Origin of the sequence: Streptomyces sp. sk2.1, from assembly GCF_008120935.1 — a bacterium.
Lineage (GTDB): Bacteria > Actinomycetota > Actinomycetes > Streptomycetales > Streptomycetaceae > Streptomyces.
In genome coordinates, this window is sequence record NZ_RDBO01000055.1 from 303,954 (window position 1) to 321,116 (window position 17,163).

Sequence of the window (17,163 nt, forward strand, 5' to 3'; positions counted from 1 at the left end):
GTGGGGAGGTGGACCGGTGGGGGTGGGAATCGGCTAAGGTGGGCGTCAGCCCCTCACGTGGCGCTATCTGACTGAACTCCCCCAGGGCCGGAAGGCAGCAAGGGTAGGTCGGCTCTGGCGGGTGCGTGGGGGGCCCTTGTGTTTTCCGGGGCGGTGTTCCCGGGGTCCGGGGCCCGGAGTGGGCCTCGGCCGGTCCGGGGCCGGTTGTCAGTCGGCCCGGATAACCTCGTACGTGTGTCGTCCCTTGCGCTGTACCGCCGCTATCGCCCCGAGTCGTTCGCCGAGGTCATCGGGCAGGAGCATGTCACCGACCCGTTGCAGCAGGCCCTGCGGAACAACCGGGTCAATCACGCGTACCTGTTCAGCGGTCCGCGCGGGTGCGGCAAGACGACCAGTGCGCGCATCCTGGCCCGCTGCCTGAACTGCGAGCAGGGGCCGACCCCCACGCCGTGCGGGGAGTGCCAGTCCTGCCGGGACCTCTCGCGCAACGGGCCGGGGTCGATCGACGTCATCGAGATCGACGCCGCGTCGCACGGCGGCGTGGACGACGCCCGTGATCTGCGGGAGAAGGCGTTCTTCGGGCCCGCCTCCAGTCGTTACAAGATCTACATCATCGACGAGGCGCACATGGTCACCTCGGCGGGGTTCAACGCCCTGCTGAAGGTGGTCGAGGAGCCGCCGGAGCACCTCAAGTTCATCTTCGCGACCACCGAGCCCGAGAAGGTCATCGGCACCATCCGGTCGCGTACGCACCACTACCCCTTCCGGCTCGTCCCGCCGGGGACGCTGCGCGAGTACCTCGCCGAGGTCTGCGGCAAGGAGAACAGCACCGTCGAGGACGGCGTGCTGCCGCTGGTCGTGCGGGCCGGTGCCGGGTCCGTGCGTGACTCGATGTCGGTGATGGACCAGTTGCTCGCCGGTGCCGGCGACGACGGTGTGACATACGCCATGGCGACCTCGCTGCTCGGCTACACCGACGGCTCGTTGCTCGACTCGATCGTGGACGCCTTCGCGGCGGGCGACGGGGCCGCGGCGTTCGAGGTCGTGGACCGGGTGATCGAGGGCGGCAACGACCCGCGCCGCTTCGTCGCCGATCTTCTGGAGCGGCTGCGCGACCTGGTGATCCTGGCCGCCGTGCCGGACGCGGGGGAGAAGGGGCTGATCGACGCCCCCGCCGATGTCGTCGAGCGGATGCAGGCCCAGGCGTCCGTCTTCGGCGCCGCGGAGCTGAGCCGCGCCGCGGACCTGGTCAACACGGGGCTCACGGAGATGCGCGGGGCGACCTCGCCGCGGCTCCAGGTCGAGCTGATCTGCGCCCGGGTGCTGCTTCCCGCCGCCTTCGACGACGAGCGTTCGCTCCAGGCCCGGCTCGACCGGTTGGAGCGCGGCGCCTCCTTCGCGACCGCGGGGCCGGGCCCCGCCATGGGGTACGTACCCGGGCCCGAGGCCCTGGCCCACGCGCCGGTGCCCGCCGCGAAGGCGTCCACGATCGAGTCGAGCAACGAGCCGTCGGTGTAGCCGAGCAGCGAGGTCGCCATGGCGTATGTCACACCGTCGTCGCCGGCACCGGCGAGCAACTGGTCCATCACCGACATCGAGTCACGCACGGACCCGGCACCGGCCCGCACGACCAGCGGCAGCACGCCGTCCTCGACGGTGCTGTTCTCCTTGCCGCAGACCGGCCGGGAGGACGGGCGGGGCCGGGAGAGCGCGAGGGCGTGGTTCGCGGTCGGCTCCTGCGTTCCGAGGCTGACGACCCGCGACCCGCAGCCTGTGCCCCACGGGTCGACGACCCGCGGCCTGCGGTCGACGACCCGCGCCCCACGACCCGCGCCCCACGGCCTGCGGGCCCGAGGCCGACTCCCGCGCCCCACGGCAGACACCCCACGCCCCGCGGTACGCCTCGGTCCGGGTGGGTGACCGGACTGCCCGGGACACGGGTGAGCGGCCGGATCGTCCGGGTGTCCATGGGGCGGCGCGCGTCGAGGGGGTCGCGCCCCGGCGGTTAGGCTGCACCCCGTGAAGGTCCTCGTCATCGGCGGCGGCGCCCGCGAACACGCCCTGTGCCGCTCTCTGTCCCTCGACCCCGACGTCACCGCTCTGTACTGCGCTCCCGGCAACGCCGGCATCGCGGAGGTGGCCGAACTGCACCCGGTCGACGCCCTCGACGGCGACGCCGTCGCGCGCCTCGCCACCGACCTGGGCGCCGGACTGGTGGTCGTCGGCCCGGAGGCGCCGCTCGTCGCCGGGGTCGCCGACGCCGTGCGCGCCGCGGGCATCCCCTGCTTCGGGCCTTCCCGGGAGGCGGCCCGGCTGGAGGGTTCCAAGGCGTTCGCCAAGGACGTGATGGCCGGGGCGGGCGTCCCGACCGCCCGCAGCTACGTCTGCACCACCCCGGCGGAGATCGACACCGCCCTCGACGCCTTCGGCGCCCCGTACGTCGTCAAGGACGACGGGCTCGCCGCGGGCAAGGGCGTCGTCGTCACCGACGACGTCGAGGCGGCCCGCGCCCACGCCCTGGCCTGCGACCGCGTGGTCATCGAGGAGTTCCTCGACGGCCCCGAGGTGAGCCTCTTCGCGATCACGGACGGCACCACCGTGCTGCCGCTCCAGCCCGCGCAGGACTTCAAGCGCGCCCTGGACGGCGACGAGGGCCCGAACACCGGCGGCATGGGCGCTTACTCCCCCCTTCCGTGGGCCGACCCCAAGCTGGTCGACGAGGTCATGGAGACGGTGCTCCAGCCGACCGTCGACGAGCTCCGCCGCCGCGGCACTCCGTTCTCCGGACTGCTGTACGCGGGCCTCGCGATCACCTCGCGCGGTGTCCGGGTGATCGAGTTCAACGCCCGTTTCGGCGACCCCGAGACCCAGGTGGTCCTGGCCCGTCTGCAGACCCCGCTGGCCGGTGTCCTGCTGGGCTCCGCCAACGGCACCCTCGACGAGCTGCCCCCGCTCACGTGGCGCGACGAGGCCGCCGTCACCGTGGTCATCGCCTCGCACAACTACCCGGGCACGCCGCGCACGGGGGACCCGATCGAGGGGCTCGACGACGTGGCGGCACAGGATGCCCCGTACGCGTACGTCCTGCACGCCGGTACGAAGAAGGACGGCGACACGGTCGTCAGCGCGGGCGGCCGGGTGCTGTCCGTGACCGCGACCGGCAAGGACCTCGCCGAGGCCCGTGAGCGCGCCTACACGGCAGCGGGCCGGATCCGGCTCGATGGTTCGCAGCTCCGTACCGACATCGCCCGCAAGGCCGCGGGAGCCTGAGACCGGCCGCCCGGAGGGCGGCGGGACACCGATGCGGGGCAGGCCGACCGACCGGCCTGCCCCGCACCGCGTCGCCCCGCCCGGCTCACCGGCCCGCCCCATCGGCACATCCCATCGACGCACACACGCGCGCCATGCCCCGCGCGCGCAACACGCCGTACCGCGCCGCACCGCACTGCCGCACACCGCGCGCGGCGCCACGCGTCGCGCCGCCCCGTGCCGGAACGCGCCGATACCCAAGGGCGGCAGCGCGTCAGCACCTTTACCCAAAGCCATTCCATCGAGTGACGACTGAGCCATCCGGATGACGCCTGCCGGGGCCCCAACTAGGGTGCGGCGCAAGCATTCCGGCACTTGGCCCACTGGCATTGCGATGTCAGTGACGGGTGTCACAGTGGGGGAGTGAAGAACACCGCCGCGGGGACAGAGGGGGTGACGTCCGGCCATGTCCGGTATCGGTATGAATGAGGAACCGGGTGCGCCGGGTGCGCGCGCACGAGCTCTTGCCCTGCTGAGGATCCGCGGCTGGGCGACGGCCGCGGCGATCCTGCCGGCGGCGGTGGCCGTGGTCCTGTTCGTGGCGGGTGCGCAGGGTCATGCCGTGGGCGGCGGTTGGGACACGGCCCGCTGGGTCGTGACGGCCTGCGCGGTCGTCGTGCTCCTGCTCGCCGCCGCCGTCGGAACGGCGATCGTACGGGCGAAGCCGGCGGTCAGCCCGACCGTTCCGCTCGCCGAGGAGGCCGCCCCCGACCTCTACCGCCTGGTCAGGGACCTCGCCGACCGGCTCGGGGTTCCCGCGCCCTCCGCGATAGCCCTGACGCCCGACTGCGACAGCTGGTTGGAGGACCGTACGCACCCCTCGGCGCAGTCGGCCGGGGCCCCTGTCGCGAGCCCCTCCGCACCGCCCTCCGCGGACCCGTCCGCGTCCGGCCCCGCGTCCGCGGCCGGGTCGCCCCGTGCCGCCGTCCCGCCCGGCACGGCCCCGGCGGGGCGTCCCGGCCGCCGTCGTCGGGTCCAGGCGGCCCCGGTGCTGGTCATCGGCTCGCCGTTCCTGTGGTGGATGAGGGTCGGGGAGCTGCGGGCGGTACTCGCCCCGGTCGTCGCGGGCACGGGCCCCTCCGCGCATCCAGACATAGCCGCGGCCCGCCGTTTCGTACGGGGGCTGGACGGCGTGGTCGCCGACGCGGCCGTGCCCGTTCCGGGACCGCTGGCCGGGGTGCGCAGGGTGCCCCGGGTCTTCGCCGGCCGGATCGCCGGGCTGCTGCTGCGCGGCTGTCGCAATCACGCGGCGGAGATGGAGCGGGGCGTCGCCGCCGCCGCGTCGATCCGCGCCCAGGACGTGGACCACGGGCTGCGGATCGTCGCCCAGGAGCAGGTCGGCCTCGCCTACGCGGGCTGGGACCGGCTGCTCACCCGTGTCGCGCTGCCCGCCTGGCGGATGGGCCGCTGGCCCTCCCGGCTGGACGCCGGTGTCGTCTCCGCCCTGACCGAGCTCTCCCGGCGCGACCGGCTCGCCGACGGGTTCGCCGCGCGGCTCGGCGAACGCCCGGCCTGCGACCTGCTGGAGGAGCCGGGCGCCGCCGACGAGGCCGCCTCGCTGCTGGCGGCCCGGCTGTTCCACGGCGGCCCCGCACGCCCCGGGGCGGACTGGTCACCGGTCGACTGGCAGCAGTACCCGGAAGAGGTGGTGGACCGGAAGTGGCGCACCGAGGCCGCCCGCCTGCACCGGGTCCTCGACTCGATGGGCGCGCCGGACGCCGTCCCCGCTCCCGCCCCCACCGGTTCGGTCGCCCCCGGTTCCGCCGCTCCCGGCGCCGGTGGCCGTCCGCTCCGTACCGCCTGCTCCGTCGACGCGGGGGTGCCCACGCTGGCCCGGGTGGTCGACCACCTGGCGGGCCGCGGCGGGAGCGGTGAGGCGCTTGCCGCCGGGATCGGCGCCGCGCTGGCCGGGGAGGAGGCCGCGGCGGCCCGGCGGACTCCGCCCGGCAACGTACCGGGCGCCTCCGGAGCGACAGGCCCCGCCCCGGACCCCTGGGGGACCCCTGGGGCCCCGATCCCCTCCCGTTCCTTCCGCTCCAGCCGCCCCGTACGGGTACGGAGTTGCTCGCCGACCACGTCGTGGCGATGGTCTGCTGCGCCGCGGTGGACACGGCGGGCGCGGCGCCCGGCCTCGACTGGCTCGACGGCCCCGCCCTGCTCGTCGACGGCGAGCGCCGGGCGGACCTGGGCGGTCCCGTCCTCAGTCTGGTCGAGGACGGGGGACCCCTGGGGCCCCGATCCCCTCCCGTTCCTTCCGCTCCAGCCGCCCCGTACGGGTACGGAGTTGCTCGCCGACCACGTCGTGGCGATGGTCTGCTGCGCCGCGGTGGACACGGCGGGCGCGGCGCCCGGCCTCGACTGGCTCGACGGCCCCGCCCTGCTCGTCGACGGCGAGCGCCGGGCGGACCTGGGCGGTCCCGTCCTCAGTCTGGTCGAGGACGGGGACGCGGAACCGCTGCGGTCCTGGCTCGCCTCGGTCGGTGTACGCACCGACAAGCCCGTGCGCCTCGTCTGACACACAGGTCCGTTCCGTCACACCTCAACACCCGGAAGAGTGCTTTCCGTTCACGTCAATTCGCGACGAACGGTGACGGACTGCATGCGTTATGTGATGTGCTGGGGATCGACGCTGACATTCGACGCAGCACCGTCGGCGCACCGATGACGCATGGCCGCGGGTGGCTCGACTGTTGTTGCGGGGGAGCTGAGGGAGGGGACGGGTATGGGGGCGGAGCAGATTCGGCGTTGGGAGTCGGGTGCCCTCGCGCACGCCGTCTCCGACCCCTTCGGCCAGGGCCCCCTGCCCTGGCTGCGCGGCAGCGAGAACTACTTCGACGACACCGGGCACGTCGTCCCCTGGTATGCCGATCCGGCCCTGACCCGTGGTTCCACCGACGGCGGCACCCGTACCGCCGACGACGTGCACCGGCAGATCAAGGGGTTCATCTCCACGGGCGCCGCCGCCCCCGGCGAGGCGGTCGACTTCCACATCACCGTGAACCCGCCCCGGCAGTTCTCCGTGGACATCTACCGCATCGGTCACTACGCCGGCGACGGCGCCGCCAAGATCACCACGAGCCCCCGGATCTCCGGCATCGTGCAGCCCGCCCCGCTCGCCGCCGACCGCACGGTCTCCTGCCACCACTGGTGGCAGTCCTGGCGTCTGCAGATCCCGAGCTACTGGTCGATCGGCGCGTACGTGGCCGTGCTCACCACGGTCGACGGATACCGCTCCCACATCCCGTTCACGGTCCGCGACGAGCACCCGGCCGACCTGCTGCTGGTGCTGCCGGACATCACCTGGCAGGCGTACAACCTCTACCCGGAGGACGGCCGTACCGGCGCCAGCCTCTACCACGCCTGGGACGAGCAGGGCCGGCTCCTGGGCGAGGAGGACGCCGCCGTCACGGTCTCCTTCGACCGCCCCTACGCGGGCGCCGGACTACCGCTGCACGTCGGGCACGCCTACGACTTCATCCGCTGGGCCGAGCGGTACGGCTACGACATCGCGTACGCGGACACCCGCGATCTGCACGCCGGCCGCGTCGACCCGAGCCGCTACCGGGGCCTGGTCTTCCCCGGCCACGACGAGTACTGGTCGGTGCCCATGCGCCGTACCGTCGAGAGCGCCCGCGACGGCGGCACCTCACTGGTGTTCCTCTCCGCGAACACCATGTACTGGCAGGTCAGTCTCTCCCCGTCGCCGTCCGGCGTCCCGGACCGCCTGCTCACCTGCCGAAAACGCCGCGGCCCGGGAAAGCCCGCGCTCTGGCGCGAGATCGACCGCCCCGAGCAGCAGGTCCTGGGCATCCAGTACGCGGGCCGGGTGCCCGATCCGCACCCCATGGTCGTGCGGAACGCCGAGCACTGGCTGTGGGAGGCGACGGGCGCCCGGGAGGGCGACGAACTCGACGGGCTGGTCGCGGGCGAGGCCGACCGCTACTTCCCGCGCATCGCGCTCCCCGAGCACGAGAGCCGCATCCTGCTCGCCCACTCCCCGTACCTGGACGGCGAGGGCGTCGGACGCCACCAGGAGACGTCCGTGTACCGGGCCCCGTCCGGCGCCATCGTCTTCGCCTCGGGCACCTTCGCCTGGTCCCCGGCCCTGGACCGCCCCGGCCACGTCGATCCCCGCATCCAGCGGGCCACGGCCAATCTCCTCGACCGCATCTGCAAGCGCGACTGAACGCCCGGAGGAGCACGGCGGTCGGCGCCGCGGACGCCCCCGTTCCATTCCACCGCACCCGATACGGGAGAATCGGTGCGACTCCTGGATCAACCTACGCGGAGGCAGCGTGTCCGGATTTGTAGAAAAGCCCGAACCAGTGCAGGTCCCGGGGCTCACCCACCTGCACACGGGCAAGGTGCGCGACCTGTACCGGAACGAGGCGGGCGACCTCGTCATGGTCGCCAGCGACCGCATGTCCGCGTACGACTGGGTCCTGCCGACCGGGATCCCGGACAAGGGCCGGGTGCTCACCCGTCTCTCGCTGTGGTGGTTCGACCAGCTCGCCGACCTCGTGCCGAACCACGTCCTGTCCACGGAACTCCCCGCCGGGGCCCCCGCCGACTGGGCCGGCCGCACCCTGATCTGCAAGTCGCTGCGGATGGTCCCGGTCGAGTGCGTCGCCCGCGGCTACCTCACCGGCTCCGGCCTCGTCGAGTACCGGGAGTCCCGCACGGTCTGCGGCCTCCCGCTGCCCGAGGGCCTCGTCGACGGCTCCGAACTCCCGGAGCCGATCTTCACCCCCGCCACCAAGGCGGCCGTCGGCGACCACGACGAGAACGTGAGCTACGAGGAGGTGGCCCGCCAGGTCGGCGAGGAGACCGCCGACCGGCTGCGCCGCACCACGCTGGACGTGTACGGCAGGGCCCGTGACATCGCGCGCGAGCGCGGGATCATCCTCGCGGACACGAAGTTCGAGTTCGGCTTCGCGCCCGCGGTCGACGGCACCGAGGAACTGATCATCGCGGACGAGGTGCTGACCCCCGACTCCTCGCGCTTCTGGCCGGTGTCCGGCTGGGAGCCGGGCCGGGCCCAGCCCAGCTACGACAAGCAGTTCGTGCGCGACTGGCTGACCTCGCCGGCCTCCGGCTGGGACCGCAGGAGCGAGCAGCCGCCCCCGGCCCTGCCCCAGGAGATCGTGGACGCGACCCGGGCGAAGTACCTGGAGGCGTACGAACTCCTCACCGGCACGCCCTGGCAGTAGGACTGCCCGAGGAACACGAAGAAGCCCCCGGCCGGAAGGCCGGGGGCTTCTTGCTGAACCGAGCGGACGACCAGGTTCGAACTGGCGACCTCAACCTTGGCAAGGTTGCGCTCTACCAACTGAGCTACGTCCGCAAGCGCCGAAGCGCGAGACCCACTATACCCATCCCCGCTCCCGTGCGAGACGCACCGCGGCATGCCGGTTCTCCACCCCGAGCTTCGAGACGGCCGCCGACAGGTAGTTCCGGACGGTCCCCTGCGACAGCGAGGCCCGCTCCGCGATCTCCGCGACGGGCGCCCCGTCCGCCGCGAGTTCCAGCACCTCGGCCTCCCGGGCGGTCAGCGGGGAGTCCCCCGAGGAGATCGCGTCGGCCGCCAACTCCGGGTCCACGTAACGGTTTCCGGCGTGCACGGTGCGGATGATCCCGGCGAGCTGACGGGCGCTGGCGGTCTTCGGGACGAAGGCCCGCACGCCTGCCGCCAGTGCCCGCTTGAGGTGTCCGGGCCGACCGTGACTCGTCACGATCATCGTCCGGCAGTCGGGCAGTTCGGTCCGCAGGGATGTGGCGACACTCACACCGTCGGCACCGGGCATCTCCAGGTCGAGGACCGCCACATCGGGCCGGTGGGCCCGCGCCATGGCCAGCGCCTCCGGTCCGCTCGCCGCCTCCGCGACCACCACGAGGTCGTCCTCCAGGGCCAGCAGCGCGGCCAGCGCGCCCCGGATCAGGTGTTCGTCGTCGGCGAGCAGTACCCGCACGGCCGTCATCGTCGTTCCTCCCGGAGGGCGGTGGGCCCCGCGGGCCCCGGAACCACCCGTGCTTCTTCCGTCCCCGCCGTCACTTCCGCTCCCGTGCCCTCTGCCCCCGTGCCCTCTGTTCCCGCCCCCGGCTTCGTGCGGGACGGTGTCCGGGTTTCCGTGCCGGACAGCGGGATCGTCGCGGTGAGCCGGAACAGGCCGTCGCCCGCCGGGCCCGCGTCCAGCGAGCCCTCCAGCGCGCGGAGCCGCTCCCGCAGCCCGGCCAGTCCGGAACCGCCCAAGCCGCCGGCCGTCCCGTCCGGTGCCGCCGCCACCCCGTCGTTCTCCACCTGGAGCACCACCTCGTCCGCCGAGGATCCGATCCGGATCGTGCAGTGGCGCGGATCGCCGTGCCGCAGCACATTGGTCGCGGCCTCCCGCACGACCCAGCCGAGCGCCGCCTGCACGGGCGCGGGCAGTTCCCCGCCGATGGCCCCCCGTACCTCGCACTCGATCCCGGCCGCGCTCAACACCCCGCGGGCCCCGGCCAGTTCCGTACTCAGATCGGCCTCCCGGTAGCCCCGTACGACATCGCGCACCTCCTGCTGCGAGGTACGGGCTATCCGCTGCACCTCGACCATCTGGTCCACCGCCTCCGGCCTGCCGCGCTGGGCCAGTTCCGCGGCCAGTTCGCTCTTCAGCGCGATCACGGCGAGATTGCGGCCCAGCACGTCGTGCATGTCCCGGCCGAACCGCAGCCGTTCCTCGGCGACCGCGAGCCGGGCCTGCAGGTCCCGGGCCTCCTCGGCCTGCCACATCACACCCAGGCTCCAGGCGCTGGGCCGTACGGAGACCAGGATGATCAAGCAGCTGAGGAGCACCGCCGACGCCACCCCGCCCAGCGGCCCGCCCCGCACCCCGACCGCGGCGAGGGAGCCGACGCCCAGCGCGGCGAGGGCGAGCGCCTGGAGCAGGAAGGTGCGGACCGGGACCAGCAGGGTCTGTGTCGTCGCGAACGCCGTCGGCATGTTGATGACCATGAGGAACAGTCCCGAGCCGTTCACCCCGTCCACCCCGACCAGTGCCACCAGCAGCCCCAGGCTCACCAGGATCAGTACCAGGGGCGGCAGTTGCCGACGCCGGGGGAAGACGGACGTACCGAGGTAGTGCCTGTACGCCGGCCGTATGTTGAGGCTGTTCAGCAGGCACTGCACCAGGCTCACGACCAGCAGGGCCAGGCCCAGGAACAGCGGCAGCGGCTCATGGCGGATGTCCGACTTGAAGGGGGTCACCTGCCACGCCAGGGTGAAGAACCAGGGCATCGTCGAAACGGTCACCCGCGAGTACAGATCGATCCGTTCCAGCCTGCTGCGCTGCTGCCAGCCGCGGCGCCAGCCCCGCACGAGCACCGACACGGCACGTCCCCCCTCAGCGTCGCGGTTCCCAGCGGAACCAACGCTGCACAGCAAACACGGCGAACGCGGTCCAGGCCAGCCCCGTCAGGGCGGCCACGAGCAGGTCGGAGCCCTCGGCCCCGCCCAGCCAGCCCGCCCGGACGAGCGTCATCGACCCGGTCACCGGCAGCAGTTCGCACACGGCCGCCACCCGGTCGGGCATGACCTCCAGCGGGACGAAGAGCCCCGAGCCCATCATCGAGACGAGGAACAGCGGGAGGGTGGTGAGCTGCGAGGTCTGCACGGTACGGGTGATTGCCGAGGTGGCCCCGGCCAGCGCCGTCAGCATCACCACGCCCAGCAGCAGCCCCGCCAGGAGCAGGTCGGGCCGCTTCGGCGCGTCGAGGTCGAAGAAGACCGTCCCGGCCACGACGATCACCACGATCTGGGCCAGCGCCAGCGCGGCCGACGGCAGCGCGGTCCCGACGAGGATCTCCCGGTCGGCGACCTCGCCGGTGCGCAGCCGCTTGAGGACCAGGTCCTCGCGCCGGGCCACGTACGACGAGACCATGTTCATGTAGACGGCCTGGATCAGCACGATGCCGATGCCGCCGGTGAGCGCCGCCCCGGCGACGCTCAGCCCGCTCCCGTCGAGAATGGACGGCTTGAGCGTCGACTTCATCGCCAGGACCATGGCGGCGGGCATCAGCAGCGCCACGAAGACGGCCGTCCGGTTGCGGGCGAGCAGGGTGACCTCGGCGCGCCCGAGGGCGGTCAGCCGGTCCCGGACCGTGGTGGTCGTCGCCCGCTCCGCCGGGGCCGGGGTGCCCGCCGCGGTGGTGGTTCCGGTCGTCGTGGTCGTCATCGCACGGCCGCCTTTCCGTTCTCCGTCGCGCTCCGCGCGATGTCGAGGAATGCTTCTTCGAGGGAGGCCGACCGGGCGTCGAGGCCGATCAGCCGGACGTCCGACTGCCTCGCCCAGGTCAGCAGTTCGTCCAGGGACTCCTGCAGCCGGTGGGTGCGGATCTCGATCCGGCCCCCCTCGGCCGCGGCCCGCAGCGTCAGCGGAATCCGTGCCGCCGGGACCCCCTCGGGCAGGTCGAACCGGATGCGGGAGGGGCGGGCGGCCGTCACCTCGGCGGTGGTGCCCGCCGTCACGATCCGCCCCCGGTGCATGATCGCCAGCCGGTCGGCGAGCGTCTCGGCCTCCTCCAGGTAGTGCGTGGTGAGCAGGACGGTGGTGCCGCCCTCGCGCAGCTCGCGCACCAGCTTCCAGGTCTCGCGCCGTCCCTCGGCGTCGAGCCCGGTGGTCGGCTCGTCCAGGAACAGCACCTCGGGCCGGCCGAGCAGGGCCAGCGCCAGGTCGAGGCGGCGCCGCTCGCCGCCGGAGAGCTGCTTGACCCGCACCCGGGCCCGGTGGGAGAGCCCGACCAGCTCCAGCGCCTCGCCGGTCGGCCGGGCCCCGCTGGTGCACCCCGCCCACATCCGTACGGTCTCGGTGACCGTCAGATCGGAAGGGAAGCCGCCCTCCTGGAGCATCACCCCGATCCGCGGCCGGACGAGGGCGCGCTCGCGGAACGGGTCGCGGCCCAGCACCCGGATCGCGCCGGAGTCGGGTGCGGCCAGGCCCTCCAGCAGTTCGACGGTGGAGGTCTTGCCGGCGCCGTTCGTGCCGAGCAGGGCGAAGAGCTCGCCGCGCCCCACGGAGAAGGAGACACCGGCCACGGCCTCGAAGCCGCCCGTGTAGCTGCGGTGCACGCCGTCGGCCTCGATGACGGGATCGGCCACGGGAACGGCGGGGGAGCCGGCCGAGGGACCGGTTGTGGAATCGGTCACGGGATCGGCTGCGGTGCCGCCCGCGCGGTCGCTGGGAATCTCGTCGCTGGTCATGTCCCCAGACTCCCGCCGGATCGGCGCCGCGCTCAGTGCGGGCTGTCACCACTGCACATGACAAACGTCATGGGCCGGCCCCCGGTGGTGGGGGAGGGGAATACGGCGAAGGCCCCGGTCGAAATCGACCAGGGCCTTCAAAAAATCCGATCAAGAGCGGACGACGAGATTCGAACTCGCGACCCTCACCTTGGCAAGGTGATGCTCTACCAACTGAGCCACGTCCGCATTGCTGCCGCTCATTGTACTCCCGGAGGGAGTTCTCCGTGCGGTGCGAGCAACACTCTACCCGATCCACCGGAGTGGTCGTTGAGAGCGATGCAGAGCGGGTGACAGGAATTGCACACTGCGCCTTCCCCCTGGAAGGGGGATGTTCTACTACTGAACTACACCCGCACGCTGCTTGGGGTTCGGCTTTTCGGCCTTGCCCCTCGGCGTGCTCCAGACTTTAGCCGACCTGCGGGGGTGTAGCGCAAGTCGGTGCCCGCGCGGTGCCGTCGCGGGGTGCTCCGGACGGCCCCGGGAAGGCGTTCCGGCCGGTCCGGGCAGGTGGTGCGACCGGCCGGGCGACGGCCGTCCGCCGCCCGGCCCGGGGAGCGGTGCCCGGGCCGGACCGGAGGGCGCCCCGGCTCAACTCGCGTCGCGGAACGCCTCGTAGACCTTCTTCGGAATGCGGCCGCGGGCCGGCACGTCCATCCGGTGGGAGCGGGCCCAGGCCCGTACGGCCGCCGGGTCGGGGGCGAGCGAGGTGTGCCGGTACGACACGGGCTTCTTGCCGTGCCTGCCGCCGCCGGTCTGCCTCCGGCCGGCCGCCATGTACGGCGCGAGGGCCTTGCGCAGTTTCTTGGCATTGGACGGATTGAGGTCGATCTCGTACGACTTCCCGTCCAGGGCGAACGTGACCGTTTCCGCCGCTGCTCCCCCGTCGATGTCGTCGAAGAGCGTGACCACTACGCGTTGAGCCACGGATATCGGTCCTTTCCTGCGGCACCGGCGCTTCTGATGCGAACCGATGCCGGCCTACTGGCTGCCAGGGCCTGTCCGGCGGATACGGGGCCGACGGTTGTCGGCCGTTTAGGGGCAATGCTGCATTCCCCGGTAATCATTTGTACAGCGGTGGGCGCCGCATTGTGAAGCCCACCCAATTACATCCGCGTGTCAGCCTTCTATCTGTGCTGATGGTGAGGATTTTTTTTGCAGGACTTTCCCCATCCGTTGTCACCGATATCTCGACGTGATCCGGGAGCTGTGATATCTACTCGCGTAGAATTTCCGGCCAGGTACGCTGAGGGGACCTGCGGGGGTCTGGGGAGCCCCCCGGAGAAACAGCCGCACCACACCAAACCGGGAGTGCCAGTGGCACGCGTCGTAGTCGACGTCATGCTCAAGCCCGAGATCCTCGACCCGCAGGGACAGGCGGTGCAGCGCGCACTGCCCCGTCTCGGCTTCGAGGGAATCGCGGACGTACGTCAGGGAAAGCGTTTCGAGCTGGAGGTCGAGGGACCGGTCGACGAAGCCGCCCTCGCCCGCATTCACGAGATGGCCGAGACTTTCCTCGCCAACACCGTCATCGAGGACTTCACCGTGAAGGTGGAGAAGGCCGAGGAGTCGAAGTGACTGCTCGTATCGGAGTCGTCACCTTTCCCGGCACGCTCGACGACCAGGACAGCCTGAGGGCCGTACGGGTCGCGGGCGCCGAACCCGTATCGCTGTGGCACCGCGACAAGGACCTGCACCAGGTCGACGCGGTCATTCTGGCGGGCGGCTTCTCCTACGGCGACTATCTGCGGGCGGGTGCCATCTCCCGCTTCTCGCCGGTCATGGAGACCGTCATCGATCAGGCGAAGGCGGGGATGCCCGTCCTCGGCATCTGCAACGGCTTCCAGATCCTGACCGAGGCGCACCTGCTGCCCGGCGCGATGCTGCGCAACAACCACCTGCACTTCATCTGCCGCGACCAGAAGCTGCGCGTCGAGAACGCGGAGACCGCCTGGACCTCGGACTACTCCGCGGGCCAGGAGATCTCCGTACCGCTCAAGAACATGGACGGGCGTTACGTCGCCGACGAGCGGGTGCTCGACGAGCTGGAGGCGGAGGGCCGGGTCGCCTTCCGCTACCTGGACGTGAACCCCAACGGCTCGCTGCGCGACATCGCCGGCATCACCAACGCCGCGGGCAATGTCGTCGGTCTGATGCCGCACCCGGAGCACGCCGTCGAGCCGCTGATCGGAACCGGTCGCACCGACGGCCTCGGTTTCTTCACCTCGATCATCAAGAAGCTGGTCAACGCATGAGCCTGGACACGGTCAAGCACGCGGCCGAAACCCCGGACACCGCGCAGCCCTGGAAGGAACTCGGCCTCAAGGAGGACGAGTACGCCCGGATCCGCGAGATCCTGGGCCGCCGTCCCACCGGCGCCGAGCTCGCCATGTACTCCGTGATGTGGTCCGAGCACTGCTCGTACAAGAGCAGCAAGGTCCACCTCAAGCAGTTCGGCGAGAAGGCCCCCGCCAACGACGCGATGCTCGTCGGCATCGGCGAGAACGCCGGTGTGGTCGACGTCGGCCAGGGGTACGCGGTCACCTTCAAGGTCGAGTCGCACAACCACCCCTCGTACATCGAGCCCTACCAGGGCGCGGCCACCGGCGTCGGCGGCATCGTCCGCGACATCCTCGCCATGGGCGCCCGCCCGGTCGCCGTCGTCGACCCGCTGCGCTTCGGCGCGGCCGACCACCCCGACACCAAGCGCGTCCTGCCGGGCGTCGTCGCGGGCATCGGTGGCTACGGCAACTGCCTGGGCCTGCCGAACATCGGCGGCGAGGTCGTCTTCGACGCCTGCTACCAGGGCAACCCGCTGGTCAACGCCGGCTGCATCGGTGTGATGAAGCACGAGGACATCCACCTGGCCAAGGCCTCCGGCCCCGGCAACAAGGTGATCCTCTACGGTGCCCGCACCGGTGGCGACGGCATCGGCGGCGTCTCCGTGCTGGCCTCGGAGACCTTCGAGTCGACCGGTCCGGCCAAGCGCCCGGCCGTCCAGGTCGGCGACCCGTTCCAGGAGAAGCTCCTCATCGAGTGCACCCTGGAGATCTTCAAGGAGAAGCTCGTCGCGGGCATCCAGGACCTCGGCGGCGCCGGGCTCTCCTGCGCCACGTCCGAGCTGGCCTCCGCCGGTTCCGGCGGCATGCGCGTCGAGCTGGACACCGTGCCGCTGCGCGACTCCTCCCTCTCGCCCGAGGAAATCCTCATGAGCGAGTCGCAGGAGCGCATGTGCGCGATCGTCGAGCCGCAGCACGTGGACCGCTTCCTGGAGATCTGCGAGAAGTGGGACGTCATCGCCACCGTCATCGGTGAGGTGACCGAGGGCTCGCAGCTGGAGATCTTCTGGCACGGCGAGCAGATCGTGGACGTGCCGCCGCGGTCCGTCGCCCACGAGGGCCCGACGTACCACCGCCCGTTCGCCCGCCCGTCCTGGCAGGACGCGCTCCAGGCCGACGACGCCGGCAAGCTGGCCCGTCCGGCCGACGGCGCCGAGCTGCGCGAGCAGGTCCTCAAGCTGGTCTCCTCGCCGAACCAGGCGTCGAAGTCCTGGATCACCGACCAGTACGACCGGTTCGTGCAGGGCAACACCGTGCTCGCGATGCCCGAGGACGCCGGCATGGTCCGGATCGACGAGAAGTCGAACCTGGGCGTGGCCATGGCGACCGACGGCAACGGCCGGTACGCCAAGCTCGACCCGTACACCGGTGCGCAGCTCGCGCTGGCGGAGTCGTACCGCAACGTCGCCGCCTCCGGTGCCAAGCCGCTCGCGATCTCGGACTGCCTGAACTTCGGTTCGCCCGAGGACCCGGACGTCATGTGGCAGTTCGCCGAGGCCACCCGCGGCCTGGCGGACGGCTGCCTGGAGCTGGGCACCCCGGTCACCGGCGGCAACGTCTCGCTGTACAACCAGACCGGTGAGACGGCGATCCACCCGACGCCGGTCGTGGCCGTGCTCGGCGTGATCGACGACGTCACCCGGCGCACGCCGGTCGCCTTCGCGGAAGAGGGCCAGCTCCTCTACCTGCTGGGCGACACGCACGAGGAGTTCGGCGGCTCGGCCTGGTCCGAGGTCGTCCACGGCCACCTGGGCGGCATGCCGCCGAAGGTGGACCTGGGCCGCGAGAAGCTGCTCGCCGAGATCCTGATCTCGGCCTCCCGCGACGGCATGATCGACGCGGCGCACGACCTCTCCGACGGCGGCCTGATCCAGGCGGTCACCGAGTCCTGCCTGCGCGGCGGGAAGGGTGCCCGGCTGGTCGTGCCGGACGGACTGGACGCGTTCACCTTCCTCTTCTCCGAGTCGGCGGGGCGCGCGGTCGTCTCCGTCCCCCGGAGCGAGGAGCTCCGCTTCAACGACATGTGCGGGGCCCGGGGTCTGCCCGTCGCCCGGATCGGTGTCGTGGACGGCGAGGAGATCGAGATCCAGGGCGAGTTCGGCATTCCGCTGAGCGAGCTGCGCGCCGCGCACGAGGAGACCATTCCGGGTCTGTTCGCCTGACGACGACGGTCCGTCCGTGACGACGGTCCGTCCGTGACGGGGACGGTTTCTCCGTGACGGGGACGGCCCCGCCCATCCGTGG

General features: G+C 72.0%; 12 protein-coding genes, 3 tRNA genes, 1 other RNA gene and 2 pseudogenes. 9 read left to right on the forward strand and 9 right to left on the reverse strand.

From position 1 onward, the window contains the following. Positions 1 to 44 precede the first annotated feature (44 nt). Both ffs and EAO76_RS18645 read left to right on the forward strand, forming a co-directional pair. Positions 45 to 141, forward strand: an RNA gene (ffs, locus tag EAO76_RS18640) — signal recognition particle sRNA small type. A 93-nt stretch (positions 142 to 234) separates the two neighbouring features. Continuing rightward, positions 235 to 1,471, forward strand: a pseudogene (locus tag EAO76_RS18645) (DNA polymerase III subunit gamma and tau); the annotation flags it as partial. 148 nt (positions 1,472 to 1,619) lie between these two features. On the opposite strand, the pseudogene EAO76_RS47645 reads toward EAO76_RS18645, so the two are convergent. Then, a pseudogene (locus EAO76_RS47645) lies at positions 1,620 to 2,129 on the reverse strand (hypothetical protein); the annotation flags it as partial. Between EAO76_RS47645 and purD the strand changes: the two are divergent. From purD to EAO76_RS18680, 4 genes are all read left to right on the forward strand, one after another. Further along, positions 2,020 to 3,270: a phosphoribosylamine--glycine ligase gene (purD, locus tag EAO76_RS18655; protein WP_148837063.1), complete on the forward strand. Its 1,251-nt coding sequence runs from the start codon at positions 2,020 to 2,022 to the stop codon at positions 3,268 to 3,270. The pseudogene EAO76_RS47645 and the gene purD sit on opposite strands and share 110 nt — an antisense overlap. A 460-nt stretch (positions 3,271 to 3,730) precedes the next feature. Then, positions 3,731 to 5,824, forward strand: a complete 2,094-nt coding sequence (locus EAO76_RS18665) for a hypothetical protein (RefSeq protein ID WP_399462335.1) — start codon at positions 3,731 to 3,733, stop codon at positions 5,822 to 5,824. A 207-nt stretch (positions 5,825 to 6,031) separates the two neighbouring features. Next, a complete protein-coding gene (locus EAO76_RS18675) occupies positions 6,032 to 7,495 on the forward strand; it encodes a N,N-dimethylformamidase beta subunit family domain-containing protein (protein WP_148837064.1) in 1,464 nt (487 codons plus the stop codon). 109 nt (positions 7,496 to 7,604) lie between these two features. Further along, complete coding sequence (locus EAO76_RS18680) at positions 7,605 to 8,519, forward strand: phosphoribosylaminoimidazolesuccinocarboxamide synthase (protein ID WP_148837065.1); 915 nt, start codon at positions 7,605 to 7,607, stop codon at positions 8,517 to 8,519. A gap of 61 nt (positions 8,520 to 8,580) precedes the next feature. On the opposite strand, the gene EAO76_RS18685 is transcribed toward EAO76_RS18680, so the two are convergent. The 8 genes from EAO76_RS18685 to EAO76_RS18720 all read right to left on the reverse strand — a co-directional run bounded on the left by EAO76_RS18685 (position 8,581) and on the right by EAO76_RS18720 (position 13,507). Beyond that, positions 8,581 to 8,653, reverse strand: a tRNA-Gly gene (locus EAO76_RS18685). Positions 8,654 to 8,675: 22 nt separating this feature from the next. Continuing rightward, positions 8,676 to 9,287: a response regulator transcription factor gene (locus EAO76_RS18690; protein WP_148837066.1), complete on the reverse strand. Its 612-nt coding sequence runs from the start codon at positions 9,285 to 9,287 to the stop codon at positions 8,676 to 8,678. Beyond that, complete coding sequence (locus EAO76_RS18695) at positions 9,284 to 10,672, reverse strand: sensor histidine kinase (RefSeq protein WP_399462338.1); 1,389 nt, start codon at positions 10,670 to 10,672, stop codon at positions 9,284 to 9,286. Before EAO76_RS18695 ends, EAO76_RS18690 begins: the two co-directional genes overlap by 4 nt. A 13-nt stretch (positions 10,673 to 10,685) precedes the next feature. After that, complete coding sequence (locus EAO76_RS18700) at positions 10,686 to 11,516, reverse strand: ABC transporter permease (protein ID WP_148837067.1); 831 nt, start codon at positions 11,514 to 11,516, stop codon at positions 10,686 to 10,688. Further along, positions 11,513 to 12,541 carry an ABC transporter ATP-binding protein gene (locus EAO76_RS18705; RefSeq protein ID WP_148837068.1) on the reverse strand — a complete coding sequence of 343 codons (1,029 nt, stop codon included), beginning with the start codon at positions 12,539 to 12,541 and terminating at the stop codon, positions 11,513 to 11,515. Before EAO76_RS18705 ends, EAO76_RS18700 begins: the two co-directional genes overlap by 4 nt. 155 nt (positions 12,542 to 12,696) lie before the next feature. Continuing rightward, positions 12,697 to 12,769: transfer RNA gene (locus EAO76_RS18710), tRNA-Gly, on the reverse strand. A gap of 96 nt (positions 12,770 to 12,865) precedes the next feature. After that, positions 12,866 to 12,937: transfer RNA gene (locus EAO76_RS18715), tRNA-Gly, on the reverse strand. 234 nt (positions 12,938 to 13,171) lie between these two features. Continuing rightward, positions 13,172 to 13,507 carry an Lsr2 family protein gene (locus tag EAO76_RS18720; protein ID WP_187438678.1) on the reverse strand — a complete coding sequence of 112 codons (336 nt, stop codon included), beginning with the start codon at positions 13,505 to 13,507 and terminating at the stop codon, positions 13,172 to 13,174. 384 nt (positions 13,508 to 13,891) lie between these two features. On the opposite strand from EAO76_RS18720, the gene purS reads away from it, so the two are divergent. Genes purS through purL form a run of 3 tightly spaced genes read left to right on the forward strand, consistent with a single transcriptional unit; the run spans position 13,892 to position 17,081 of the window. Continuing rightward, positions 13,892 to 14,158: a phosphoribosylformylglycinamidine synthase subunit PurS gene (purS, locus tag EAO76_RS18725; protein ID WP_148837069.1), complete on the forward strand. Its 267-nt coding sequence runs from the start codon at positions 13,892 to 13,894 to the stop codon at positions 14,156 to 14,158. Continuing rightward, a complete protein-coding gene (purQ, locus tag EAO76_RS18730) occupies positions 14,155 to 14,835 on the forward strand; it encodes a phosphoribosylformylglycinamidine synthase subunit PurQ (RefSeq protein ID WP_148837070.1) in 681 nt (226 codons plus the stop codon). Before purS ends, purQ begins: the two co-directional genes overlap by 4 nt. Next, positions 14,832 to 17,081, forward strand: coding sequence for a phosphoribosylformylglycinamidine synthase subunit PurL (gene purL, locus EAO76_RS18735; RefSeq protein WP_148837071.1), 2,250 nt, complete (start codon positions 14,832 to 14,834; stop codon positions 17,079 to 17,081). Before purQ ends, purL begins: the two co-directional genes overlap by 4 nt. Positions 17,082 to 17,163: the final 82 nt, after the last annotated feature.